Below are 23,516 nucleotides of genomic sequence, written 5' to 3' on the forward strand. Positions count from 1 at the left end.
AAGGCGCAGGCCGGCCCCCCGTGTTCAGCGTGCTGCGCCGCCGGGCCTGGCCAGGCCGGCGCCCCCGTGTTCAGCGTGCTGCGCCGACCGGACGTGCCGGGCCGGCCTGACGCGCCTGGCAGGGCCGACGCATCGGACGCGCCGGCCAGGCCAGGTCCGGCGCAGGCCCGGGCCCGGGCGAGGCCCAGGTGCACCGTCGGCAGGCGTCAGCGCAGGCTGCGGACGTCGAGGTGTCTGAGGACCCGGTCCACGATCTCCGGGTCGGCCCCGGGCTCGCTCCGCGCGGACAGCACCTCGTGCCGGGCCGCGCTCAGCATCTCCCCCTGGATCCGCCGCATCCGCTTCATCCGCCGGACCCGCTGCACATGCGCCTCGCGCCGCTCCTCGTCCCCCATGTCGGGACTGATCCGCACACCGATCTCGAAGGCCCTGCGCAGGAGCTGCTCGGAGAGCTCCTCCGGCAGCTCCTCCACCTCCTCGATCTCCCTGAGCCTTCGCCGCGCGGCCTTGGCGGCCCGTACCGCGAGCTCCTTCTCGAAGGCCTTCTCGACGTCCTCGTCGGCCCGCACCCCGAGCTTCCTGACCAGCCAGGGCAGGGTGAGCCCCTGAAGCACCAGGGTCGCCATGATCACCCCGAAGGCGATGAACACGATCTCGTCCCGGTCGGGGAACGGCGACCCGTCGTCCATCTCCAGCGGGATCGCGAGCGCCAGGGCCACGGAGGCGACCCCGCGCATCCCGGCCCACCACATGACCACGGTCTCCCGCCACGAGGTCGGGATCTCCTCGTCGTAGTCCCGCTTGGCGTGCAGCCGCTTCGTCAGCCAGGTCGCGGGCAGCAGCCAGGCCAGGCGTACGAACACGACCACGACCACGATCGTGGCGGCCCAGCCGAGCAGCTCGCCCCACCGTCCCGACGCCGTGCGGATCGCGTTGTGCAGTTCGAGGCCGATCAGCCCGAAGGCGACGCCGGTGACGAGCGTGTCCACCACCTCCCAGACGGTCGAGCCGGCGAGCCGGGTCATGACGTCGTCGGCGTCGGTGGCGTACTCGGCGAGGAACAGGGCGGTGACGAGCACGGCGAGCACCCCCGACCCGTGCAGCTCCTCGGCCAGCACGTACGCGGCGTACGGCACCAGCAGGGTCAGACCGACCTGGAGGGAGGCGTCGCCCACCAGGGTCATCAGTCTGTTGGCGGTCCACCCGAGGGCCAGCCCGACGATAAGGGCGACGACGGCGGAGAGCACGAAATCGAGTCCGGCCCGCCAGGGCGAGAAGGCCCCGCTGACCGCGGCGGCGATCGCGACGTGGTACAGCACGATCGCCGTCACGTCGTTGAAGAGCCCCTCCCCCTCCAGGATCGACACCAGACGGCGCGGCAGCCCGAGCTGTCCCGCGACGGCGGTCGCTGCGACCGGGTCGGGCGGTGCCACGAGGGCGCCCAGCGCGAAGGCGGCGGAGAGCGGCAGGCCCGGCACGATCGAGCTCGCGACTCCCGCGACGGCCAGTGTGGTGACGAACACCAGGGCCACGGCGAGCAGGAAGATCGGGCGTCTGTTCGCGGCGAACTGTCTCCACGAGGTGCGCCGCACCGCGGCGTACAGCAACGGCGGCAGCAGCGCGGGCAGGATCAGTTCCGGCGGGATGTCCACGTTCGGGACGAAGTCCAGCACGGCGAGCACCATGCCGAGCAGGGTCATCAGGACGGGCGAGGGAAGGCCCCACCGCTCTCCGAGCGGGACGCTGACCACGGCCCCGAGCAGCAGCACGAACAGCAGGGCCAACTGATCCATGGTCAGCGCTCCGGCGGGGTCTAGACGATCAAGGGCGAACCAGACCTCAAGCGTGCCACGCCGCTACGTCAATCCCCGCTCACAGCGCCTTGCGCATCGCGCGGTGCGGCATTCCCGCGTCGGCGAACTCCGGACCGTACGCCACGTATCCGAGCCGTTCGTAGAAGCCCAGCGCGTGGGTCTGCGCGTGCAGGTCCACGGCGGCCAGGCCACGCGCGCGTGCCGCGGTCTCGATGGCCCGCACGAGCGCGGCGCCGACGCCGAGCCCGCGCGCCTCGCGCGTCACGGCGAGCCGCCCGAGCGAGCCGACGGCCGGATCCCCGCCGACCTTCGCGGCGGCCGCCTCGCCCTCCAGGAGACGCCCGGTGCCGAGCGGTACGCCGTCCTCGCGGACCGCCAGCACGTGCAGGGCGCCGGCGTCGTACGCGTCGTACTCGATGTCCTGGGGGACGCCCTGCTCGCCGACGAAGACGTCCTTGCGCACCGCGAAACAGGCCTCACGGTCGCCCGCGTGCTCGGCGACGCGCACCTCGTAGGCAGCCGCCGGAAGGACGTCCGCCGCCGCGTCCGGAGCGCCGCTCACGCGTAGCTCTCCTCACGGACCTTGTCGAGCGCCCGCTGAAGGTCCTCGGGGTAGTCGCTCTCGAACTCCACCCACCGGCCGTCCGCGGGGTGCTCGAAGCCGAGCCGCACCGCGTGCAGCCACTGGCGGGTGAGGCCGAGCCGCTTGGCGAGCGTGGGGTCCGCGCCGTAGGTCAGGTCGCCGACACAGGGGTGGCGGTGGGCGGACATGTGGACGCGGATCTGGTGGGTGCGCCCGGTCTCCAGCTTGATGTCGAGCAGGGAGGCGGCGCGGAACGCCTCGACCAGGTCGTAGTGCGTGACGGAGGGCTTGCCCTCGGAGGTGACCGCCCACTTGTAGTCGTGGTTCGGGTGGCGTCCGATGGGCGCGTCGATGGTGCCGCTGGTCGGGTCCGGGTGGCCCTGCACGAGCGCGTGGTAGCGCTTGTCGACCGTGCGCTCCTTGAACTGGCGCTTGAGCGAGGTGTACGCGTACTCGGACTTGGCGACCGTCATCAGGCCCGAGGTGCCCACGTCGAGGCGGTGCACGATGCCCTGGCGCTCGGCCGCGCCGGAGGTCGAGATGCGGTAGCCGGCGGCCGCGAGGCCGCCGATGACGGTCGGGCCGGACCAGCCGGGGCTGGGGTGCGCGGCCACGCCGACGGGCTTGACGATCACGAGCACGTCGTCGTCGTCGTGGATGATCTCCATGCCCTCGACGGGCTCGGCGACGATCTGCACGGGCGCCGGGGCCCCGGGCATCTCCACCTCGAGCCAGGCGCCGCCGTGCACGCGCTCGGACTTGCCGACCACCGAGCCGTCGACCGTGACCTTCCCCGCCGCGGCGAGCTCAGCGGCCTTGGTACGGGAGAAGCCCAGCATGCGGGAGATGGCGGCGTCTACACGCTCGCCCTCCAGGCCGTCGGGCACGGGCAGGGTGCGGATCTCGGGAACGGTACTCACCCGTCGAGTATGCCGGACGGCTCGGACACCGCCGGACCACGTCCCGAACGCCAGTGCCCCGCCGGGGCCTCTCCGAGGCGTCGTACCGGCCGTGGGACGGTCCGTACGACGGGCCCCGGGCGGGGGCCCTGGCGGGTCAGTCCTTGTGGACCGTGCCGTCCGGGTCCAGGCCCCGGAAGGACAGCAGCACGATCAGGATGCCGCCGCAGACGATCGCCGAGTCGGCGAGGTTGAAGACGGCGAAGTGCTTGGGCGCGATGAAGTCCACGACCGCGCCCTCGAACACGCCGGGCGAGCGGAAGATCCGGTCGGTCAGGTTGCCGAGCGCGCCGCCGAGCAGCAGGCCGAGCGCGATGGCCCACGGCACGCTGTAGAGCTTGCGGGCGAGCCGGGCGATGACGACGATCACCGCCGCCGCGATCACCGTGAAGATGATCGTGAACGCCTGGCCGAAGCCGAAGGCGGCGCCCGCGTTGCGGATCGCCTCGAACTTCAGCCAGTCGCCGACGATCTCGATCGAGTCGTGGTGCTCCAGCTTCGCCACCACGATCATCTTGCTGACGAGATCGAGGGCGTACGCCAGTACGGCCACCGTGAAGAGCACGGCGATCCGCCGCTTGCCCCTGGGCCGATCGGCCGGGGCCGGCGCGTCGGCGCCGACCCGGTCGCCGGACGCCGCGTTCCCGCCGGACTGGTCCGGTTCGGCGCCCGCCGGCCCTGGAATGTCCGGCGTACCGATGATGCGCTCCGCCTCTGCCACGTGAGTGAGTCCCTCGACCTAGGTTCCTGACTGAGGACGAGGGTACGGCACCCGCTCCCGGGCCCAGGTGCTCAGGAGCCCACACGCAGCGCCGGGCGCGGGCGCTCCCGCGCGGCGCCCGGGATTCAGTGCCTGCGTTCCTGCTTCTGCTTGCACTCGACGCACAGAGTGGCCCGTGGGAAGGCCTGCATCCTGGCCTTGCCGATGGGGTCGCCGCAGTTCTCGCAGAGCCCGTAGGTGCCCGCGTCGAGGCGCTCCAGGGCGCGCTCGGTCTGCTCCAGCATTTCGCGCGCGTTCGAGTTGAGCGCCATCTCGTGCTCGCGTGTGATGTTTTTCGTACCGGTGTCCGCCTGGTCGTCGCCCGCTCCGTCGCCGGAGTCCCGCATCAGGCCCGCGAGAGCCTCCTCCGACGAGGAGATCTCGGTGCTCAGCCGCAGCGCCTCCGACTGGAGCTCCGCGCGGGCCTCGCCGACCTCCTCCGGGGTCCAGGGGTCCTCCCCCGGGCGTACCGCGAGCTCGCCGGGCTCCACCGCAGCGATCCTCGCCTTCGGGACCGCGGTGGCCTTCTTCGCAGTCGTGGCCGTGCCACGGGTCTTCTTCGCAACCACCGTCGGGGCTCCCGTCGTCTTCGCGGCCTCTGCCGCGCCCTGGGCCGCGGAAGCGGCCGTCCTCCTGGCCGTACCGGTGCTCTTGCCGGCCGTACCGGTGCTCTTCCTCGCCGTGCCCGTGCTCTTCGCCGCCGCGGATTTCCCGGACGCGTGCTTCCCGGCGGTGGCCGCCTTCTTGGCGCCGGTCTTCCTGGCGGCTGTCTTCTTGCCCACGGCCTTCGCGGACGCCGTCCCGGAGGACGCCGCCTTCGTCCCGGCCGCCTTCGCGGGAGCCGCCCCGTCCGTCCCGGGGGCCGTCCGCGCGTCGCTCTTTCCGCCCGTGTCCTTGGCCGCCGCTCCCGTGGATCTGCCCGACGCCGACTGATGTACGGCGGTCTTCTTCGCCACCATGGCCGCGGCCCCTTCACATATCGTGATCTTGCTCGCGAATCGTGCTGGGACGATAAATCGACTCCAGGCCCGCGGCAACGGGACCTGACCACGATTCGCCCGCCGCGCGAGCCCCGCGAGGCGAGTCTGCATGCGTTGTGCCCAGCTCCCCGCCGGGTAATCCGCCGGACCGGACGTCCCGGGATCCGGACGCGCGGACCTCGCCATTCGGGTCACCGCGCAGGCCACGGCGGTGCCCGGGAAAACCGGTCGGCCGCCCTCCCCGTCGCGCCGTACACTGGGCGCAGCGAGAAGCGTGGATGGGGACGAGTAGCGGCGTACGCGGCCAGGAGCGACCCGGGGACGGTGGAAGCCCGGGGGCCAGCGCGACGCGAAGATCACCCCGGAGCCGCCGGCAGAACACCCCTCTGGGGCCAGTAGACCCGGCATCGCGACCCCAATGAGGGGGCTCACCGGCGCGAACGGCGCATCGGAGGGCCAAGGAGGGTGGTACCGCGGGAGCGCGCCGCACACGGCGTCCGTAGCAACACGGCTCTCGTCCCTCCGACGGAAGGCAGAAAGTCCGTTGGAGGAAGCTCGCCGATGACAGCGCCGACGTACCGCCAGGTGCCCGCCCAGGTCGACCTGCCCGCACTCGAGCACGCCGTGCTCGACTTCTGGCGTGAGCAGAAGATCTTCGCCAAGAGCCTCGAGCAGTCCGAGGGCAGGCCGGAGTGGGTGTTCTACGAAGGCCCGCCCACCGCCAACGGCATGCCGGGCGCCCACCACATCGAGGCGCGCGTCTTCAAGGACGTCTTCCCGCGCTTTCGCACCATGCGCGGCTACCACGTGGGCCGCAAGGCCGGCTGGGACTGCCACGGCCTCCCGGTGGAGCTGGCGGTCGAGAAGGAGCTCGGCTTCACCGGCAAGCAGGACATCGAGGCGTTCGGCATCGCCGAGTTCAACGACCGCTGCCGTCAGTCCGTGACCCGTCACACCGACGCGTTCACCGAGCTGACGAACCGCATGGGCTACTGGGTCGACCTGGACGACGCCTACCGGACCATGGACCCCGAGTACATCGAGTCCGTGTGGTGGTCGCTCAAGGAGATCTTCGACAAGGGCCTGCTGGTCCAGGACTACCGCGTGGCGCCCTGGTGCCCGCGCGACGAGACGGGCCTGTCGGACCACGAGCTGGCGCAGGGCTACGAGACCATCGTCGACCCCTCCGTGTACGTCCGTTTCCCGCTCACCTCCGGTCCGCTGGCGGGCCGTGCCGCGCTCCTGGTGTGGACGACCACGCCGTGGACGCTGGTCTCCAACACCGCGGTCGCCGCGCACCCGGGCGTCACCTATGTCGTCGTGACGAACGGCGAGGAGCAGCTCGTCGTCGCGCAGCCGCTGGTCGAGAAGGCGCTCGGCGAGGGCTGGGAGACCACGGGCGAGTCCTTCACGGGTGCCGAGATGGAGCGCTGGACGTATCAACGTCCGTTCGAGCTCGTCGAGTTCCCCGAGCCCGCCCACTTCGTGGTCAACGCCGAGTACGTGACCACCGAGGACGGTACGGGTCTGGTCCACCAGTCCCCCGCCTTCGGTGAGGACGACCTCAAGGTCTGCCGCTCATACGGCCTCCCGGTCGTGAACCCGGTCCGCACCGACGGCACCTTCCAGGAGGACGTCCCGCTCGTGGGCGGCATCTTCTTCAAGAAGGCGGACGAAAAGCTCACCGAGGACCTCCAGAACCGCGGCCTGCTCTTCAAGCACGTGCCGTACGAGCACAGTTACCCGCACTGCTGGCGCTGCCACACCGCGCTCCTGTACTACGCGCAGCCCTCCTGGTACATCCGCACCACGGCCGTCAAGGACCGCCTCCTCGAGGAGAACGAGAAGACCAACTGGTTCCCGGAGTCGGTCAAGCACGGCCGCTTCGGCGACTGGCTGAACAACAACATCGACTGGGCGCTCTCGCGCAGCCGTTACTGGGGCACCCCGCTGCCGCTGTGGACCTGCGAGGAGGGCCACATCACCTGTGTCGGCTCGCGCGCGGAACTGACCGGGCTGACCGGCACCGACCAGTCGGAGCTGGACCCGCACCGCCCGTACATCGACGCGGTGACCTTCCCGTGCCCGCAGGGCGGCTGCGGCCTGACGGCGACCCGCGTCCCGGAGGTCATCGACGCCTGGTACGACTCGGGTTCGATGCCGTTCGCACAGTGGGGCTACCCGTACAAGAACAAGGAGCTCTTCGAGAGCCGTTACCCGGCGCAGTTCATCTCGGAGGCCATCGACCAGACCCGCGGCTGGTTCTACACGCTGATGGCCGTCGGCACCCTGGTCTTCGACAAGTCCTCGTACGAGAACGTCGTGTGCCTCGGCCACATCCTCGCCGAGGACGGCCGCAAGATGTCCAAGCACCTGGGCAACATCCTCCAGCCGATCCCGCTGATGGACCAGCACGGCGCCGACGCGGTGCGCTGGTTCATGGCGGCCGGCGGCTCCCCGTGGGCGGCCCGGCGCGTGGGTCACGGCACCATCCAGGAGGTCGTCCGCAAGACGCTCCTCACGTACTGGAACACGGTCGCGTTCCAGGCCCTGTACGCGCGGACGTCCGACTGGGCGCCGAGCGAGGCCGATCCGGCTCCTGCCGACCGTCCGGTCCTGGACCGCTGGCTGCTCTCCGAACTCCACGCGCTCACCGACCAGGTGACGCAGGCTCTGGAGGCGTACGACACCCAGCGCGCCGGAAAGCTGCTGTCGGCGTTCGTCGACGACCTCTCGAACTGGTACGTCCGCCGCTCGCGCCGCCGCTTCTGGCAGGGCGACAAGGCCGCGCTGCGCACGCTGCACGAGGTCGTGGAGACGGTCACGCGGCTGATGGCCCCGCTGACGCCGTTCATCACCGAGCGGGTCTGGCAGGACCTGGTCGTCCCGGTCTCGCCGGACGCCCCCGAGTCCGTCCACCTGTCGTCCTGGCCCGAGGCGGACCTGTCCGTCATCGACCCGGAGCTGTCGCGCCAGATGATGCTGGTGCGCCGTCTCGTCGAGCTCGGCCGGGCCACGCGCGCGGAGTCCGGCGTCAAGACCCGTCAGCCGCTGTCACGCGCGCTGATCGCGGCGACCGGCTTCGCGACGCTCGACCCCGAGCTGCACGCGCAGATCACCGAGGAACTGAATGTGAGTTCCCTCGCCTCACTCTCCGAGGTCGGCGGCTCACTGGTCGACACCACGGCGAAGGCGAACTTCCGCGCCCTGGGCAAGCGCTTCGGCAAGGGCGTCCAGGATGTGGCGAAGGCCATTGCCCAGGCCGACGCCGCCGCTCTGTCCCTCGCCCTGCGCGAGGGCACCGCGTCGGTCGAGGTCGGCGGCGAGAGCGTGACCCTGGCCCCGGACGAGGTCATCATCACAGAGACCCCGCGCGAGGGCTGGTCGGTGGCCTCCGACTCCGGCGCGACCGTCGCCCTCGACCTGGAGATCACCGAGGAGCTGCGGCAGGCGGGCCTCGCCCGTGACGCGATCCGGCTGATCCAGGAGGCCCGCAAGAACAGCGGCCTCGACGTCGCCGACCGCATCGCGCTCCGCTGGACCTCCACGGACCCGGCGGTCGTCGCGGCCCTCGGCGAGCACGCCGGTCTCATCGCCGACGAGGTCCTCGCCACGGACTTCGCCCAGAGCGAGGCCGACGGCACGTACGGGGAGCCGTTCACCGACGAGGGCCTGTCCCTGGTGTTCCGCCTCCGCAAGGCGTGACACAGGACGCCCGGACAGTACCGAAGGCCCGGGGCCACCAGGATTTCCTGGTGGCCCCGGGCCTTCGGCATACCCCCTGCCGTGCCGGGCCGGCCCACGCCGCGGTCCCCGGGCCTTCGGCGTACCCCGTACCGTGCCGGAGCGGCCCAAGGGTCCCGCAGGGGTGCCGGGGCCCGTACGCCGCTCCGGAAACCCACGCCACCGTGCCGCGCCCCCCGGCCCCCGTGGGGGCCTCCGACGGGCACGCAAAAGGGCGGGGCCCCCGGAATCCGGGGGCCCCGCCCTGAATGCTGCCGACGCCTATGGCGTGTCGGCGGCCGTCAGTTGTCGTCCTCGTCGATGAGGAACCCGCGCATCGGCGAGGGCGCCTGCTGCATCGGCGACGGGCCCTGGGGCCGCACCGGAGCCATCGGCTGGGTCATCGCGGGCGACATCTGCTGCTGCCCGCCGTAGGACGGTCCGCCCTGCGACGGTCCGCCCATGCCCCCGCCCATTCCCCCGCCCATGCCCTGGTTGCCGCCGTAGGACGGCGCGCCGGCACCCGCGGGAGCCATCGAGGGCGCGGAGGACGACGGCAGGGATGCCGCGGCCGGGGTGCGCGGAGGAGCGAGCGAGTCGTCCGCCTGCGTCTCCAGCTGGCGCAGCTGCGACTCCAGGTAGGACTTCAGACGCGTGCGGTACTCGCGCTCGAAGCCGCGCAGGTCCTCGACCTTGCGCTCCAGCGTGGCGCGGGCGGACTCCAGGGAGCCCATCGCGACGCGGTGCTTCTCCTGCGCGTCCCGCTCCAGGGCGTCGGCCTTGGCACGGGCGTCGCGCTCCAGACCCTCGGCGCGGCTGCGGGCCTCGCCGACGATCTTGTTGGCCTCGGAGCGTGCCTCGGCGATCGCCTGGTCGGCGGTCTGCTGAGCCAGCGAGAGGACACGGGCGGCGCTGTCGCCACCGGGGCCCTGCTGCGGCATGTGCTGACCGGGGCCGCCCATGGGGCCACCCATCGGACCGCCCATGGGGCCGCCCATCTGCTGCATCTGCCCGGGGCCCTGACCCATGGGGCCGCCCATCTGCTGCATCTGACCGGGACCCTGACCCATGGGGCCCTGGCCCATCGGACCCTGACCCATGGGGCCTTGACCCATGGGGCCCTGGCCCATCGGACCCTGACCCATGGGGCCCTGGCCCATCGGACCCTGACCCATCGGACCCTGACCCATGGGGCCCTGGCCCATCGGACCCTGACCCATGGGGCCCTGGCCCATCGGACCCTGACCCATGGGGCCCTGGCCCATCGGACCCTGACCCTGCTGGCCACCCTGACCGCTGGGGCCCGGGGGCAGCGCGGGAGCACCGCTCGGCAGCTGGGGCGGGCCGCCCATGGGACCACCCATGGGACCGCCCATGCCCTGCGGCGGACCTGATATCCCCGCGGGCACAGGAGCGCCGGGCCCGCGCATACCCTGCGGCGGGCCCTGCTGGTCCTGCTGCTCGGGCGGTTTGCGCATACCCTGCTGCTGCTGGTTCTGCGCGGCCGCGCGCGTGGCGGCGGCCAGCTTGGCGCGGAGGTCCTCGTTCTCGCGCAGCAGGCGGGTCAGTTCGGCTTCGACCTCGTCGAGGAAGGCATCGACCTCGTCCTCGTCATAGCCTTCTCGGAGGCGGACGGTCGTGAACTGTTTGTTCCGCACGTCCTCGGGGGTCAACGGCATCTCTTCACCTCAACGTAGTCGTCGGCATTCGGCAAGACCGTATCGTTCACATCGCTCACATCACGCTCTGCGCAAGTCTGATCAAGATAAAGACGATGATCATCAGTACGAAGAAGGACAGGTCAAGCGCCACGCCCCCGAGACGCAACGGCGGAATGAACCGCCGCAGAAGCTTGAGCGGTGGATCGGTGACAGTGTAGGTGGCCTCCAGAACGACCACCATCGGCTTGCCGGGTTGCCATGAGCGGGCGAACTGGAAGACGTAGTCCATGACCAACCGGAAAATCAGCACGATGAGGAAGCACATCAGCGCGATGTAGAAGACCTGCCCGACCACGCTCATGATCCGTGCTTCCCTCTCCCCTGTTTCCCATGCGGTGTTTCCGGTCCTGCGTCTCAGCTCTGGTTGAAGAACCCGCCCTCTGCGATGCGGGCCTTGTCCTCCGCCGTGACATCGACGTTAGCAGGCGACAACAGGAACACCTTCTGCGTCACCCGCTCGATGCTGCCGTGGAGGCCGAACACCAAACCCGCGGCGAAGTCGACAAGTCGCTTCGCGTCGGTGTCGTCCATCTCGGTCAGGTTCATGATCACCGGGGTGCCCTCGCGGAAGTGTTCCCCGATGGTACGGGCCTCGTTGTAGGTCCGGGGGTGCAGCGTGGTGATCCGGTACGGCTCTCGTTCCGACACGACCTTGGGCATGATCACCGGGGCGTTCTTCTCCAGGCTCTGACGTTCTTGTGTGATGGACGCCACGGGGGCGATGCGCGCCGGGCGCCCGGACTCCGCGGCGAGCGAGGCGGAATGCGGAACCGGGTCGCGGGGCGCCGGTGGCTGCACCACTCGTACCGATTCGTCTCTTTGGGACGAGTGCGCCTGATGTGACTGGTGCACCGGCTCGTGCCGTCGCCGGTCACGCTCGGGCTCCGGGTCGAGCTCGGGCTCGAAGTCGTCGTCGGGGTCGAATCCTCTGCCGTCGTACCCATCGTCCTCCACGAGGCCGAGGTAGACCGCCATCTTGCGCATCGCGCCGGCCATGCTCTGAGTCCTCCGCTCTGTGGTGGATCGGCTGACGAATTGCCAAGTGCCCGCGATCCACGAGGTCGTTATGCCCGCATTTGGCGGTAATGACCATATTTTCTGCTGTGGTCCGACTTCTTGGCGACGTTACCGGAGGCCGGGTCGGACTCCGAGTACCGCAGTACCGACGCGTACATGTGTCGCTCCGGCCGCCACGGCCTGTTCGAGATCCGAGCTCATCCCTGCGGAGACCATGTTCGCAGCCGGATGGGCCCGGCGCAGGGCAGTCGACAAATCCATCAGCCGCTCGAACGCCTCTTGTCGGCGCCCCTCGTACTCACCGGTGAGCGGGGCGACCGTCATCAGCCCGTCGAGCCGGAGCCCCGGGGACCGCGCGACGAGCGCGGCCAACTCCTCGACCCCGCCGACCCCCACGCCTCCCCGCTCGCCCCGGCCGCCCTCCTGCGCGTCCAGCGCGACCTGGATGAGACATCCCACCTCGCACTCCGCCCGCTCCGCTTCCTTCGAGAGGGTCACGACGAGCCGGGAACGGTCGACGGACTGCACGAAATCCGCGTAACCGACCACAGAACGCACTTTGTTGGTCTGCAACTGCCCGACGAAATGCCACAACAGGGGCAGATCCGAGCACTCCGCACTCTTGGGGGCGGCGTCCTGATCCCGGTTCTCGGCCACGTGACGTACACCGAGTTCCGACAGGATCCGCACATCAGCGGCGGGATAGGTCTTGGTGACCACGATCAGGGTCACCTCTTCGCGCTTGCGCCCGGCGGCCGTGCACGCCGCCGCGATGCGCTCTTCCACTTTCGCCAGGTTCGCGGCGAGTTGAGCCTTACGGTCCGTCATGCCCTATCAGTCCAGCCAGACATATCCCGCGAGCCGCCCGGTGGTGCGGTCCCGTCGGTAAGAGAAGTGGTCCAACGATTCGAGCGTGCACACCGGCGACTGCTCCCGGTCGCGCACGCCGAGCCGTTCAAGCTGCGCGTGCACCCCGGCGGTCACATCGACCGCGGGCGTCCCCCACGAGGTCTCGGCGTACGCCGCGGGCTCCACGGCGGCGACCTCGGCGCGCATGGCGTCAGGCACCTCGTAGCACCGCCCGCAGACGGCGGGCCCGGTGCGGGCGACGATCCTGGCCGGATCGGCGCCGAGTTCCACCATGGCCCGTACGGCCGCGGGAACCACGCCGGCGATCATGCCGGGCCGTCCCGCGTGCGCGGCGGCCGCCACTTTGGCGACGGGGTCGGCCAGCAGGACGGGGGTGCAGTCGGCGGTGAGGACGGCGAGCGCGAGTCCCCGCCGCGTCGTGACGATCGCGTCGACGGCGGGAATCTCCGAGGCGCCCCAGGGCTCCTCGACGACCGCCACGTCCGGCCCGTGCACCTGGTTCATCCAGACGACCCGGGCCGGGTCGAGCCCGAGGGCCTTGGCGGCCAGTTCGCGGTTGGCCCTCACGGCGCCGGGGTCGTCGCCGACCGCCCCGCCGAGGTTGAGCTCCCCGTACGGAACGGCGCTCACCCCGCCCCACCTGTCGGTGAAGGCGAAGTGGGCGCCGCTCACGGTGCTCGCGGCGGAGCGCTGATCTATCACTTCAGGAAGTCCGGCACGTCCAGTTCCTCGGCCGCGCTGTCCGAGTAGGAGCGGGACGGCGGGACCGGCGGGGACACCGGCAGCTCGCTGACCGGCTCGGGAACGGGCTGCGGAGCCGGCTCCTTGGGGGTGACGCTGCCGAGCGACCCGAAGGACGGGCGGCTCTCGGCCTGGCGTGCCGGGGCGGGGTCATCGCGTCGGGCCGTGGACGAACCGAGGACGTTGTCCCGCTTGGCCGGCGGCTGCCCGCCGTCGAAGCCGGCGGCGATGACGGTGACTCGCACCTCGTCGCCGAGGGCGTCGTCGATGACCGCGCCGAAGATGATGTTGGCCTCGGGGTGCGCCGCCTCGCTGACCAGCTGGGCCGCCTCGTTGATCTCGAACAGGCCGAGGTCGGAGCCGCCGGAGATGGACAGCAGGACGCCCCGGGCGCCGTCGATGGAGGCTTCCAGCAGCGGCGAGGAGATCGCCATCTCGGCCGCCGCGACCGCGCGGTCGTCGCCGCGGGCCGAGCCGATGCCCATGAGGGCCGAACCGGCCTCGGACATGACCGACTTGACGTCGGCGAAGTCGAGGTTGATCAGACCGGGGGTGGTGATGAGGTCCGTGATGCCCTGGACGCCGGAGAGCAGGACCTGGTCCGCCGACTTGAAGGCGTCGAGGACGGAGACCTGGCGGTCCGAGATGGACAGCAGCCGGTCGTTCGGGATGACGATGAGGGTGTCGACCTCTTCGCGGAGTTCCGCGATGCCGTCCTCGGCCTGGTTGGCGCGGCGCCGGCCCTCGAAGGTGAACGGGCGGGTGACCACACCGATGGTGAGGGCGCCGAGCGAGCGGGCGATGTTGGCCACGACGGGCGCGCCGCCGGTGCCGGTGCCGCCCCCCTCTCCGGCTGTCACGAAGACCATGTCGGCCCCCTTGAGGACCTCCTCGATCTCCTCGCGGTGGTCCTCGGCGGCCTTGCGGCCGACCGCCGGGTTCGCTCCGGCCCCGAGGCCGCGCGTGAGTTCCCGGCCGACGTCGAGCTTGACGTCGGCGTCGCTCATCAACAGCGCCTGCGCGTCGGTGTTGATGGCGATGAACTCGACGCCCTTGAGACCGACCTCGATCATCCGGTTGATGGCATTGACACCACCGCCGCCGACACCGATGACTTTGATGACTGCGAGGTAGTTCTGCGGTGCTGCCACGTCGAAGGCCTCTCGCCTCGAGTTACGTGTCGTCGCCTCGCACGCTCGCGATCCGACGACTGATGCCGAGTGGGACGGTCCGAACGCCGACCCGAACCCTAACGCTGAAGTTTAGGGTTACCAGTGTGTCTGTTCCTTGGACTCTTCCGAACAGGACACTAAGTCGACAAGCGGTGCGCGTTCAACGAACACGCCGAACCTCCCGTTTTTCTTTTCACCCTATGTGATCAGGCACAGCACTGCCCAACCAGGGTGCTGGCCTGCACGGATGCGGGTCAACTGCCCGACGAGGCGGGGGCGGTGGGGGCGCTCACGTCGAAGTGCCGGGCTCCGGGATCGGCTTTCATGAGAGCAAGGAGTGTCCTGGCCTTGGCCCGGCCGTTCTCCGCGCTGCCCCACTGCACGGTCCGGCCGCCGCTCAACTCCAGTGAGACGGCGTCGTAGGAACGGACCTTGACGGTACGGGTGTCATGGGCGACCCGGTCCGGGATGTCCCCGGCGATCCGTACCGCCTCGCGCACCAGCCGGTCGACGGGGAAGCGGGTCGGCGCGGCGCCCTTCGACACCGCCAGTACCAGGACGGGCACGCCCTTCGGGGCGTCGGTGACCGTGGCGAACCGCACGCCCCCGGCGTCCACTTCGACGAACTTCGCGCCTTTTCCGACGATCAGGACCGGAGTCCGTTCGGTCACGTTCAGACCGATTTCGTGCGGCCAGGAACGGACGACCTCGACCGAGTCGATCCGGGGCAGTTGCCTCAGCAGCCGCGCCTCGATCGCGTCCGTGTCGACGGAGACCAGCGGGGATCCGACCGGCACACCGGCCGCTTCCCGCACCTGCGCGACGGTCAGCACCCGCGTCCCGGAGACCGACACACGCTCCGTGCGCAGCCACGAGGAGCCGTAGAGGACCCACACCGCGGCGGCCCCGGCCAACACCACCGCGAACAAAAGGATGATGAGCCTACGAAGGCGGCGGAGCCGCCCCGCGAGGGGCGGCCGGGGCGGGCCGGACTCCAGCTTCTGCCGTTCACCGCGCTCGGCGGTACTCGGTCCGGCCACGCTCCCTGCCTTCCCTCGTGCGTCCCTAGTGCCGGCGTGAGGCGATCGCCTCGTACACCATGCCGACGAGCAGGTCGTCGGCGTCGCGGCGGCCGAACTCGCTGGCGGCACGCGACATCTCGTACAGCCTGTGCGGGTCGGCGAGCACGGGCAGCACATTCTGCTGCACCCACTGCGGGGTCAGCTCCGCGTCGTCGACCAGCAGTCCGCCGCCGGCCTTGACCACCGGCTGGGCGTTCAGCCGCTGTTCGCCGTTGCCGATGGGCAGCGGGACGTAGGCGGCGGGCAGTCCGACGGCGGAGAGTTCGGCGACGGTCATCGCGCCGGCGCGGCAGAGCATCATGTCGGCCGCGGCGTACGCGAGATCCATCCGGTCCACGTACGGTACCGGGATGTACGGGGGCATCCCCGGCATCTGGTGCACTTGCGGCAGTTCGTTCTTCGGGCCGACCGCGTGCAGGATCTGGATCCCGGCCTGCTGGAGGTAGGGAGCCGCCTGCTGGACCACCTCGTTGAGGCGGCGGGCGCCCTGTGAGCCGCCCGAAACCAGGAGCGTCGGCAGGTTCGGGTCGAGCCCGAACGCGGCGCGCGCCTCGGGCCGTACGGCGGCCCGGTCGAGGGTGGCGATGGAGCGGCGCAGCGGGATGCCGATGTAACGGGCCCCGCGGAGCTTGCTGTCGGGCGTGGAGACGGCGACCTGGGCCGCGTACCGCGATCCGATCTTGTTGGCGAGTCCGGGCCGGGCGTTGGCCTCGTGAATGATGATCGGCACACCGAGGCGCTTGGCCGCGAGGTAGCCGGGCAGCGCCACATAGCCGCCGAAGCCGACGACCGCGTCCGCCTTGGTCCGCTCCATGATCTGCTCGACGGCCTTGATCGTGCCGCGCAGCCGCCCGGGGACCGTGATCAGCTCCGGGGTGGGTTTGCGCGGCAGCGGTACGGCCGGGATCAGCGCGAGTTCGTAGCCACGCTCGGGTACGAGCCGGGTCTCGAGTCCCCGTTCCGTGCCCAGGGCCGTGATCCCCACGGTCGGGTCCTGCCTGCGCAGGGCATCCGCGAGGGCGAGCGCGGGCTCGATGTGGCCGGCGGTCCCCCCGCCGGCGAGTACGACATGCACCGAAATTCACCGCTCTCCGGACGAACGCGCCGCAGAGGCACGCCGTCTCATCGTGTTCCATCTCCGGGGCCCCGCGGCCCTTGCGGACTCTCTCACCGCACCCCGCTTTCTGCCAAAGCGGGGTTGCCGCATCGCGAGAGCCGCCCGCGCAGCGGGATCGTCACGCGCGAAGGCGATCAGCAGCCCGATGGCGAACATGGCCGGCAGCAGGGCGGAACCCCCGTAGGAGAACAGCGGGAGCGGGACACCGGCGATCGGCAGCAGACCGAGCACCGCACCGATGTTGATCACGGCCTGGGCCGTGATCCAGGTGGTCACGCCTCCCGCGGCATACCTCACGAAGGGGTCCTCCGTGCGTCCGGCCACGCGGATACCCGCATAGCCTAGAGCCGCGAAGAGTGCGAGCACCGACAGCGTCCCCGCGAGGCCCAGTTCCTCCCCGGTGATGGCGAAGATGAAGTCGGTGTGGGCTTCGGGCAGTTGTCCCCATTTCTCCACACTCGCGCCGAGGCCGGAGCCGAAGAGACCGCCGGAGGCGAGGGCGTAGATGCCGTGCACGGCCTGCCAGCAGGTGTCGTGCGGCCCCGGCTCGGTGGCGCCGATGCAGGCCAGCCTGGACATGCGGTTGGGGCTCGTCTTGATGAGCAGGAAGCCGATCGCCAGGGCGACGGACAGCACGCCCACGAACAGCCGGGTGGGCGCTCCGGCCAGCCACAGCAGCCCGAACAGGATGGCCGTGAGAATGATCGCCGTGCCCATGTCGCCGCCGAGCATGATCAGGCCGAGCAGCATGAAGCCGGCGGGCACGAGCGGCACCAGCATGTGCTTCCACTGGGTCAGCAGCCGCTTGTCCTGTTTGCGGGCGAGCAGGTCGGCGCCCCAGAGCACGAGCGCGAGCTTGCCGAACTCGCTGGGCTGGATCTGGAAGGAGCCGCCGAGGGAGATCCAGTTCTGGTTGCCGTTGACCGACATCCCTATCCCGGGCACCTGCACCAGGGCCATCATGAAGACGGCGCCCGCCAGGATCGGGTAGGCCAGCGCCCGGTGCAGCTTCACCGGCATCCGTGAGGCGGCGAACAGCAGCACACCGCCGATCAGGGCGGCCAGGAACTGTTTGCGGAAGAAGTACGACCCGGGCAGCGACAGCTGGAGCGCCGTGATCTGGGAGGCCGAGTAGACCATCACGAGGCCCAGCACGGTGATCAGCAGGCTGCCGCCGAGGATCAGGTAGTACGCGGTGAGCGGCCGGTCCCAGGCCTTGCGGGCACGCAGGTAGAGACGGCGTACGGGGTTGTCGCGCGCCATCCCCGCGGCGGAGGGCCGGCCGGCCCTTCGCACGGGAGGGCGGCCGGTGCGGCTAGCCGGCATCGGAGTCTTTGGTCCACAGCGATGTCACGCGTCCGTCCCTCCCAGGTCCGCCCGGCCAGGCAACCGGGTCAGGCGCCGAGTTCGCGGACCGCCTCCGCGAACGCGTCACCGCGCTTGTTGTAGTTGGCGAACATGTCCATGGACGCGCAGGCCGGGGCCAGCAGCACCGTGTCCCCGGGCCCGGCGAGCCTCCTGGCCTCCTGGACAGCCGCGAGCATCGCCCCAGTGTCGGTCCGGTCGAGGTCGACCACCGGTACCTCGGGGGCGTGTCGCGCGAGGGCTTCGCGGATCAGCGCGCGGTCCGCGCCGATCAGGACGACGCCTCTGAGCCGCTTCGCCGAGCGGGCCACGAGTTCGTCGAAGGTCGCGCCCTTGGCGAGCCCGCCGGCGATCCACACGATCGACTCGTACGCCGCCAAGGAGGCTTCCGCCGCATGCGTGTTGGTGGCCTTGGAGTCGTCGACGTAGGCGACCTCGTCCACGTCGGCCACGTGCGCGATGCGGTGCGCGTCCGGGGTGAAGTCCCGCAGTCCGTCCCGTACGGCCCGTGGAGGCACCCCGAAGGCGCGTGCGAGGGCCGCTGCGGCAAGGGCGTTGGCGATGTTGTGCGGGGCGGGCGGGCGGACGTCGGAGACCTCGGCCAGCTCCTGGGCGTTCTTCTGCCGGTTCTCGACGAAGGCGCGGTCGACCAGGATGCCGTCCACGACGCCGAGTTGGGAGGGCCCGGGAGCACCGAGGGTGAAGCCGACGGCCCGGCAGCCCTCCTCGACGTCCGCGGCGCGCACCAGGTCCTCGGTGGCCTTGTCGGCCACGTTGTAGACACAGGCGACCCGATTGCCTTCGTAGATACGGCCCTTGTCGGCGGCGTACGCCTCCATGGAGCCGTGCCAGTCGAGATGGTCGGGCGCGAGGTTCAGCACGGTCCCGGAGTGGGCGCGCAGCGAGGGCGCCCAGTGGAGCTGGTAGCTGGAGAGTTCGACGGCGAGGACGTCGTACTCCTCCTCGCCGAGGACGGCGTCGAGCAGGGAGACACCGATGTTGCCGACCGCGGCCGTGCGCAGGCCCGCCGCCTTCAGGATGGAGGCGAGCATCTGGACGGTCGTGGTCTTGCCGTTGGTGCCGGTGACCGCGAGCCAGGGCGCGGCCTTCCGGCCGTCCAGTTCCCGTAGCCGCCAGGCGAGTTCGACGTCGCCCCAGACCGGGACGCCCGCCGCGGCGGCCGCGGTGAACAGCGGCTTGCCCGGCTGCCAGCCGGGCGCGGTGACGATGAGCTCGGTGCCCTCGGGCAGGGTGTCGCCGTCACCGAGGCGCACGGTGACGCCGAGTGCCTCCAGGTCGGCGGCCTGTGCCCGGGACCGTTCGTCGTCGCCGTCGTTGACGACCGTGACGAGCGCGCCGAGGCCGTGAAGGACCCTGGCCGCCGGGATTCCCGAGACGCCGAGGCCGGCGACGGTGACGTTCTTGCCCTGCCAGTCGGTCACTTCTTGGCTGCCCATCCTGCGTAGAAGAGGCCGAGTCCGACGATGACGCACATGCCCTGGATGATCCAGAAGCGGACCACCACAAGGACTTCGGACCACCCCTTGAGTTCGAAGTGGTGTTGCAGCGGGGCCATACGGAAGACGCGCTTCCCGGTCAGCTTGAAGGAGCCGACCTGGATGACCACCGACATGGTGATGAGGACGAAGAGGCCGCCGAGCAGGGCGACGAGGATCTCCGTGCGGGAGCAGATCGCGAGGCCGGCGAGCGCGCCGCCGAGGGCCAGCGAACCGGTGTCACCCATGAAGATCTTGGCGGGCGAGGTGTTCCACCACAGGAAGCCGAAGCAGGCTCCCATCAGGGCGGAGGCGACGACCGCGAGGTCGAGCGGATCGCGTACCTCGTAGCAGGCACCCGGGTTGGTCAGGGTCGCCGCGTTGGCGCAGGACTCCTGGAACTGCCAGACGCCGATGAACGTATAGGCACCGAAGACCATCGTCGCGGCGCCGGTGGCGAGGCCGTCCAGACCGTCCGTCAGGTTCACGCCGTTGGACATGGCGAGAATCATGAACAGCGCCCAGACCACGAAGAGCACCGGGCCGATGGACCAGCCGAAGTCCTGGACGAAGGAGAGCTTCGTGGAGGCCGGGGTGTTGCCGCGGTTGTCGGCGAACATCAGCGCCAGCACCGCGAAGGAGATGCCCACGATCAGCTGTCCGGCCATCTTCGCCTTGGCCCGCAGGCCCAGCGAACGCCGCTTGATGATCTTGATGTAGTCGTCCAGGAAGCCGACCAGGCCCATGCCCGACATCAGACCGAGCACCAGCAGGCCCGAGAACGTGGGCGGGTAGCCCGTGATCACCTTCGAAAGGAAGTACGCGATGATCGTCGCGAGGATGAAGGCGATACCACCCATGGTCGGCGTACCGCGCTTGCTGGCGTGCTCACGCGGGCCGTCGTCGCGGATGTACTGGCCGTAGCCCTTCTTGGCCAGCAGCTTGATCAGCAGCGGAGTGCCGACCAGCGTCAAGAACAGGCCAATGACTCCCGCGAACAGGATCTGCTTCATCATCGGGCGGAAACCTCACCCTCGGTACCGTCGGAGAGCAGCGCGAGCGCCACCCGTTCAAGCCCGACGGACCTGGACGCCTTCACGAGCACGACGTCCCCTGGGCGCAGCTCGCTGCGCAACAGGTCGACAGCCGCCTGTGCGTCGGACACGTGCACCGACTCCTCACCCCACGAACCCTCGTTATATGCGCCCAGTTGCAGCCAGGACGCTTCCCTGCCCCCGACCGCGACGAGCTTGCCGACATTGAGCCGGACGGCAAGCCGTCCGACCGCGTCGTGCTCGGCGAGCGCCTCGTCCCCGAGCTCGGCCATCTGACCGAGCACCGCCCAGGTCCGCCTCCCCCTGCCCATCGCCGCGAGCGCGCGCAGGGCGGCTCGCATGGACTCGGGATTCGCGTTGTAGGCGTCGTTGACGACCGTCACGCCGTCCGGACGCTCGGTGACCTCCATCCGCCAGCGGGAGAGGGAGCCCGCCTCGGAGAGCGCGCGGGCGATCTCGTCTGCGGACAGGCCCAGCTCATGGGCGACGGCGGCCGCGGCGAGCGCGTTCGACACGTGGTGCTCACCGTACAGGCGCATGGTCACATCACTGCACCCGGAGGGTGTGCGAAGACTGAAGGAAGGCTGTCCGCTCTCCGTGAGCCGGACGTTCTCGGCCCGTACGTCCGCTTCGCCGGACTCTCCGAAGAGGATCACGCGCGCCTTCGTGCGCGACGCCATGGCGCGTACGAGGGGATCGTCCGCGTTGAGGATCGCGGCGCCGTCCCCTGGAAGGCTCTCGACGAGCTCGCCCTTTGCTTGCGCGATCTGTTCGCGGCCGCCGAACTCGCCGATGTGGGCGGTGCCCACGTTCAGGACGAGACCGATCCTCGGCGGGGTGAGCTCCGTCAGATAGCGGATGTGGCCGATGCCGCGGGCGCCCATCTCCAGCACGAGGAACTTCGTCTCCTCGGTGGCGCTGAGCGCGGTGAGCGGCAGTCCGATCTCGTTGTTGAGGGAACCGGGGGTGAAGACGGTCGGCGCCTTGCTCCGCAGCACCTGGGCGATCAGGTCCTTGGTGCTGGTCTTGCCCGCGGAGCCGGTGAGGGCCACGAGGGTCGCGCCGAGCCGTTCCACGACATGGCGGGCGAGGGCGCCGAGAGCCGTCTGCACGTCGTCGACGACGATGGCGGGCACGCCGACGGGGCGGGACGCCAGGACGGCGGCAGCGCCGGCCTCGATCACCGCCTCGGCGTAGTCGTGGCCGTCCACGCGTTCGCCGACGAAGGCGACGAAGAGGCTGCCGGACTCCACTTCACGGGAGTCCCTGACGACCGGTCCGGTGACCTGTAGCCCCGGATCCGGTATGTCGTACGTCTGCCCGCCGACGACTGCTGCGATCTCGGCGAGGGAGAGGGCGATCACAAGTTCATCCCTGGGTCTGCTGGATAGCTTCGCGAAGCACCTGGCGGTCGTCGAAGGGACGCACCACCCCGGCGATGTCCTGGCCCTGCTCGTGGCCCTTGCCTGCGACGAGCACGGTGTCCCCCGGCTTTGCGCGCGCGACGGCCGCGGCGATGGCGGCTGCCCGGTCCTCGAAGACCTGGACCTCGCCGCGCTCGTGGGCCGGTACCTCGGCGGCTCCCGCGAGCATCGTGGCGAGAATCGCGAGCGGGTCCTCGGAACGGGGGTTGTCGGAGGTGAGGACGGCGGTGTCGGCGAGCCGGGCCACGGCCGCGCCCATCGGCATCCGCTTGGTCTTGTCACGGTCGCCGCCGCAGCCGAGCACCACGTGCAGTCTGCCCTCGGTGACCTTGCGCAGGGCGCGCAGGACGGATTCGACGGCGTCCGTCTTGTGGGCGTAGTCGACCACCGCGAGGTAGGGCTGGCCCTCGTCGACGCGCTCCAGCCGGCCCGGGACCCCGGGGACGGCGGCGATGCCGTCGGCCGCGGTCTGCGGGTCGATCCCGGCGGCCGCGAGGGCGACGACCGCGGCGAGGGTGTTCGCCACGTTGAAGGGGCCGGCGAGCGGCGAGCGGGCGGTGATCCGCTCACCCTTGGGGCCGACGGCGGTGAACGTCGAGTCCATCGGGCCGACTTCGACGTCCTCGGCGCGCCAGTCGGCGTCCGGGTGGCCCTCGGCGGAGAAGGTGATGACCGGGACGGTGGCCTCCTGGGCGAGACGGCGGCCGTACTCGTCGTCGAGGTTCACGACACCGAGCCGGCTGCGCCTGGCCGTGAACAGCTGGGCCTTGGCCTGGAAGTAGTCCTCCATGCCCGTGTGGAACTCCATGTGTTCCGGGCTGAGGTTGTTGAAGACGGCGACGTCGAAGACGCAGCCGTCGACGCGGCCGAGGACCAGCGCGTGGCTGGAGACCTCCATCGCGACCGAGTCGACCCCGCGCTCGCGCATGACCGCGAACAGGGCCTGGAGGTCGGTGGCCTCGGGTGTGGTGCGCTCCGACTTGATGCGCTCGTCGCCGATGCGCGTCTCGACCGTGCCGATCAGGCCGGTGGAACGGACCGTCTTCAGGCCGCCCTCGACGAGGTAGGCCGTGGTGGTCTTGCCGGAGGTGCCCGTGATCCCGATCTGGAGGAGATCGCGCCCCGGGCGGCCGTAGATGGTGGCCGCGAGCTCGCCCATCGATCCGCGCGGGTTCTCGACGACGAGGACCGGTAGACCGGTGGCCGCGGCGCGACCGGCGCCGGTCGGGTCGGTGAGCACGGCGACGGCGCCGAGGCCGGCCGCCTGGGTCACGAAGTCGGCGCCGTGCAGACGGGCGCCGGGCAGGGCGGCGTACACGTCGCCGGGCCGCACCGCGCGGGAGTCGTGGGTGATGCCCGTGACCCCCACGTCGCTCTCGGGCTTCTCTGCGCCCAGCTGATCGGCCAGCTCCGCGATGTGGGTGGCCAGGACGTGAACCGGCCGCGGCGGCCCCGGATATGTCACAGGAACGCCCTTCTGGGTGGTTTGGGACTGATCAGCTTGTGGCACGGCGGTGAGCGTACCGGGCTCACCCCCGCCGGGGCGAAGCGAGGGCGGGGACGGGGTGTGCCGGGAGGGCTGGTTCCCGGGGTCCGGGGTGATCGTTGTCACGAGTGGTTCCTGGTCCGTTGTGCGG

At 70.6% G+C, this 23,516-nt stretch carries 19 protein-coding genes; 1 reads left to right on the plus strand and 18 read right to left on the minus strand.

Annotation, left to right across the window (positions count from 1 at the left end; translation table 11 throughout):
- Positions 1-206: 206 nt before the first annotated feature.
- The 5 genes from ABZV42_RS33285 to ABZV42_RS33305 form a co-directional block, all read right to left on the minus strand.
- Entirely contained in the window at positions 207-1,793 is a 1,587-nt protein-coding gene (locus ABZV42_RS33285) for a Na+/H+ antiporter (RefSeq protein ID WP_355988335.1), read from the minus strand.
- Positions 1,794-1,872: 79 nt separating this feature from the next.
- Complete coding sequence (locus ABZV42_RS33290) at positions 1,873-2,376, minus strand: GNAT family N-acetyltransferase (RefSeq protein ID WP_356055150.1); 504 nt, start codon at positions 2,374-2,376, stop codon at positions 1,873-1,875.
- Entirely contained in the window at positions 2,373-3,317 is a 945-nt protein-coding gene (locus ABZV42_RS33295) for an RluA family pseudouridine synthase (protein ID WP_355988329.1), read from the minus strand. The genes ABZV42_RS33290 and ABZV42_RS33295 overlap by 4 nt, the downstream gene beginning before the upstream one ends.
- 136 nt (positions 3,318-3,453) lie before the next feature.
- Positions 3,454-4,077 (minus strand): signal peptidase II, encoded by a 624-nt coding sequence (gene lspA, locus ABZV42_RS33300; protein WP_355988326.1) that lies wholly within the window; start codon positions 4,075-4,077, stop codon positions 3,454-3,456.
- Positions 4,078-4,202: 125 nt separating this feature from the next.
- A complete protein-coding gene (locus ABZV42_RS33305; RefSeq protein ID WP_355988323.1) occupies positions 4,203-5,075 on the minus strand; it encodes a TraR/DksA C4-type zinc finger protein in 873 nt (290 codons plus the stop codon).
- A gap of 582 nt (positions 5,076-5,657) precedes the next feature.
- Between ABZV42_RS33305 and ileS the strand changes: the two genes are divergently transcribed.
- On the plus strand, positions 5,658-8,801 hold the full coding sequence (gene ileS, locus ABZV42_RS33310) for an isoleucine--tRNA ligase (RefSeq protein ID WP_355988320.1): 3,144 nt from the start codon (positions 5,658-5,660) through the stop codon (positions 8,799-8,801).
- 320 nt (positions 8,802-9,121) lie between these two features.
- Here ileS and ABZV42_RS33315 read toward each other — a convergent pair whose 3' ends face one another.
- From ABZV42_RS33315 to ABZV42_RS33375, 13 genes are all read right to left on the minus strand, one after another.
- Entirely contained in the window at positions 9,122-10,498 is a 1,377-nt protein-coding gene (locus tag ABZV42_RS33315) for a DivIVA domain-containing protein (RefSeq protein WP_356055152.1), read from the minus strand.
- Positions 10,499-10,553: 55 nt separating this feature from the next.
- Positions 10,554-10,841 carry a YggT family protein gene (locus ABZV42_RS33320; RefSeq protein ID WP_326788310.1) on the minus strand — a complete coding sequence of 96 codons (288 nt, stop codon included), beginning with the start codon at positions 10,839-10,841 and terminating at the stop codon, positions 10,554-10,556.
- Positions 10,842-10,894: 53 nt separating this feature from the next.
- On the minus strand, positions 10,895-11,536 hold the full coding sequence (sepF, locus tag ABZV42_RS33325) for a cell division protein SepF (RefSeq protein WP_355988314.1): 642 nt from the start codon (positions 11,534-11,536) through the stop codon (positions 10,895-10,897).
- A gap of 129 nt (positions 11,537-11,665) precedes the next feature.
- Complete coding sequence (locus tag ABZV42_RS33330; RefSeq protein WP_355988311.1) at positions 11,666-12,385, minus strand: YggS family pyridoxal phosphate-dependent enzyme; 720 nt, start codon at positions 12,383-12,385, stop codon at positions 11,666-11,668.
- A gap of 6 nt (positions 12,386-12,391) precedes the next feature.
- Positions 12,392-13,129, minus strand: a complete 738-nt coding sequence (gene pgeF / locus ABZV42_RS33335) for a peptidoglycan editing factor PgeF (protein WP_355988308.1) — start codon at positions 13,127-13,129, stop codon at positions 12,392-12,394.
- On the minus strand, positions 13,126-14,319 hold the full coding sequence (ftsZ, locus tag ABZV42_RS33340) for a cell division protein FtsZ (RefSeq protein WP_355988305.1): 1,194 nt from the start codon (positions 14,317-14,319) through the stop codon (positions 13,126-13,128). The genes pgeF and ftsZ overlap by 4 nt, the downstream gene beginning before the upstream one ends.
- Before the next feature lie 275 nt (positions 14,320-14,594).
- Complete coding sequence (locus ABZV42_RS33345; protein ID WP_356055154.1) at positions 14,595-15,380, minus strand: FtsQ-type POTRA domain-containing protein; 786 nt, start codon at positions 15,378-15,380, stop codon at positions 14,595-14,597.
- Positions 15,381-15,405: 25 nt separating this feature from the next.
- Entirely contained in the window at positions 15,406-16,497 is a 1,092-nt protein-coding gene (murG, locus tag ABZV42_RS33350; RefSeq protein WP_355988301.1) for an undecaprenyldiphospho-muramoylpentapeptide beta-N-acetylglucosaminyltransferase, read from the minus strand.
- A gap of 6 nt (positions 16,498-16,503) precedes the next feature.
- The gene (gene ftsW, locus ABZV42_RS33355; protein ID WP_355988299.1) at positions 16,504-17,865 is read right to left on the minus strand and encodes a putative lipid II flippase FtsW; all 1,362 of its coding nucleotides are present in this window, start codon (positions 17,863-17,865) and stop codon (positions 16,504-16,506) included.
- Between the two features lie 68 nt (positions 17,866-17,933).
- Complete coding sequence (gene murD / locus ABZV42_RS33360; RefSeq protein WP_355988297.1) at positions 17,934-19,361, minus strand: UDP-N-acetylmuramoyl-L-alanine--D-glutamate ligase; 1,428 nt, start codon at positions 19,359-19,361, stop codon at positions 17,934-17,936.
- Positions 19,343-20,416, minus strand: coding sequence for a phospho-N-acetylmuramoyl-pentapeptide-transferase (gene mraY / locus ABZV42_RS33365; RefSeq protein WP_355988295.1), 1,074 nt, complete (start codon positions 20,414-20,416; stop codon positions 19,343-19,345). The genes murD and mraY overlap by 19 nt, the downstream gene beginning before the upstream one ends.
- Entirely contained in the window at positions 20,413-21,819 is a 1,407-nt protein-coding gene (murF, locus tag ABZV42_RS33370; RefSeq protein WP_355988293.1) for a UDP-N-acetylmuramoyl-tripeptide--D-alanyl-D-alanine ligase, read from the minus strand. Before murF ends, mraY begins: the two co-directional genes overlap by 4 nt.
- A gap of 4 nt (positions 21,820-21,823) precedes the next feature.
- On the minus strand, positions 21,824-23,491 hold the full coding sequence (locus tag ABZV42_RS33375; RefSeq protein ID WP_355988291.1) for a UDP-N-acetylmuramoyl-L-alanyl-D-glutamate--2,6-diaminopimelate ligase: 1,668 nt from the start codon (positions 23,489-23,491) through the stop codon (positions 21,824-21,826).
- Positions 23,492-23,516: the final 25 nt, after the last annotated feature.

This window comes from Streptomyces sp. NPDC005281 (assembly GCF_040607495.1).
Taxonomy (GTDB): Bacteria; Actinomycetota; Actinomycetes; order Streptomycetales; family Streptomycetaceae; genus Streptomyces.

Excerpts from the sequence above, each read along its gene's own strand:
- ABZV42_RS33285 (WP_355988335.1), bottom strand. The coding sequence starts at position 1,793 with ATGGATCAGTTGGCCCTGCTGTTCGTGCTGCTGCTCGGGGCCGTGGTC.
- ABZV42_RS33305 (WP_355988323.1), bottom strand. The coding sequence starts at position 5,075 with ATGGTGGCGAAGAAGACCGCCGTACATCAGTCGGCGTCGGGCAGATCC.
- ileS (WP_355988320.1), top strand. The coding sequence starts at position 5,658 with ATGACAGCGCCGACGTACCGCCAGGTGCCCGCCCAGGTCGACCTGCCC.
- ABZV42_RS33315 (WP_356055152.1), bottom strand. The coding sequence starts at position 10,498 with ATGCCGTTGACCCCCGAGGACGTGCGGAACAAACAGTTCACGACCGTC.
- ABZV42_RS33320 (WP_326788310.1), bottom strand. The coding sequence starts at position 10,841 with ATGAGCGTGGTCGGGCAGGTCTTCTACATCGCGCTGATGTGCTTCCTC.
- sepF (WP_355988314.1), bottom strand. The coding sequence starts at position 11,536 with ATGGCCGGCGCGATGCGCAAGATGGCGGTCTACCTCGGCCTCGTGGAG.
- ABZV42_RS33330 (WP_355988311.1), bottom strand. The coding sequence starts at position 12,385 with ATGACGGACCGTAAGGCTCAACTCGCCGCGAACCTGGCGAAAGTGGAA.
- ftsW (WP_355988299.1), bottom strand. The coding sequence starts at position 17,865 with ATGCCGGCTAGCCGCACCGGCCGCCCTCCCGTGCGAAGGGCCGGCCGG.
- murD (WP_355988297.1), bottom strand. The coding sequence starts at position 19,361 with ATGGGCAGCCAAGAAGTGACCGACTGGCAGGGCAAGAACGTCACCGTC.
- mraY (WP_355988295.1), bottom strand. The coding sequence starts at position 20,416 with ATGATGAAGCAGATCCTGTTCGCGGGAGTCATTGGCCTGTTCTTGACG.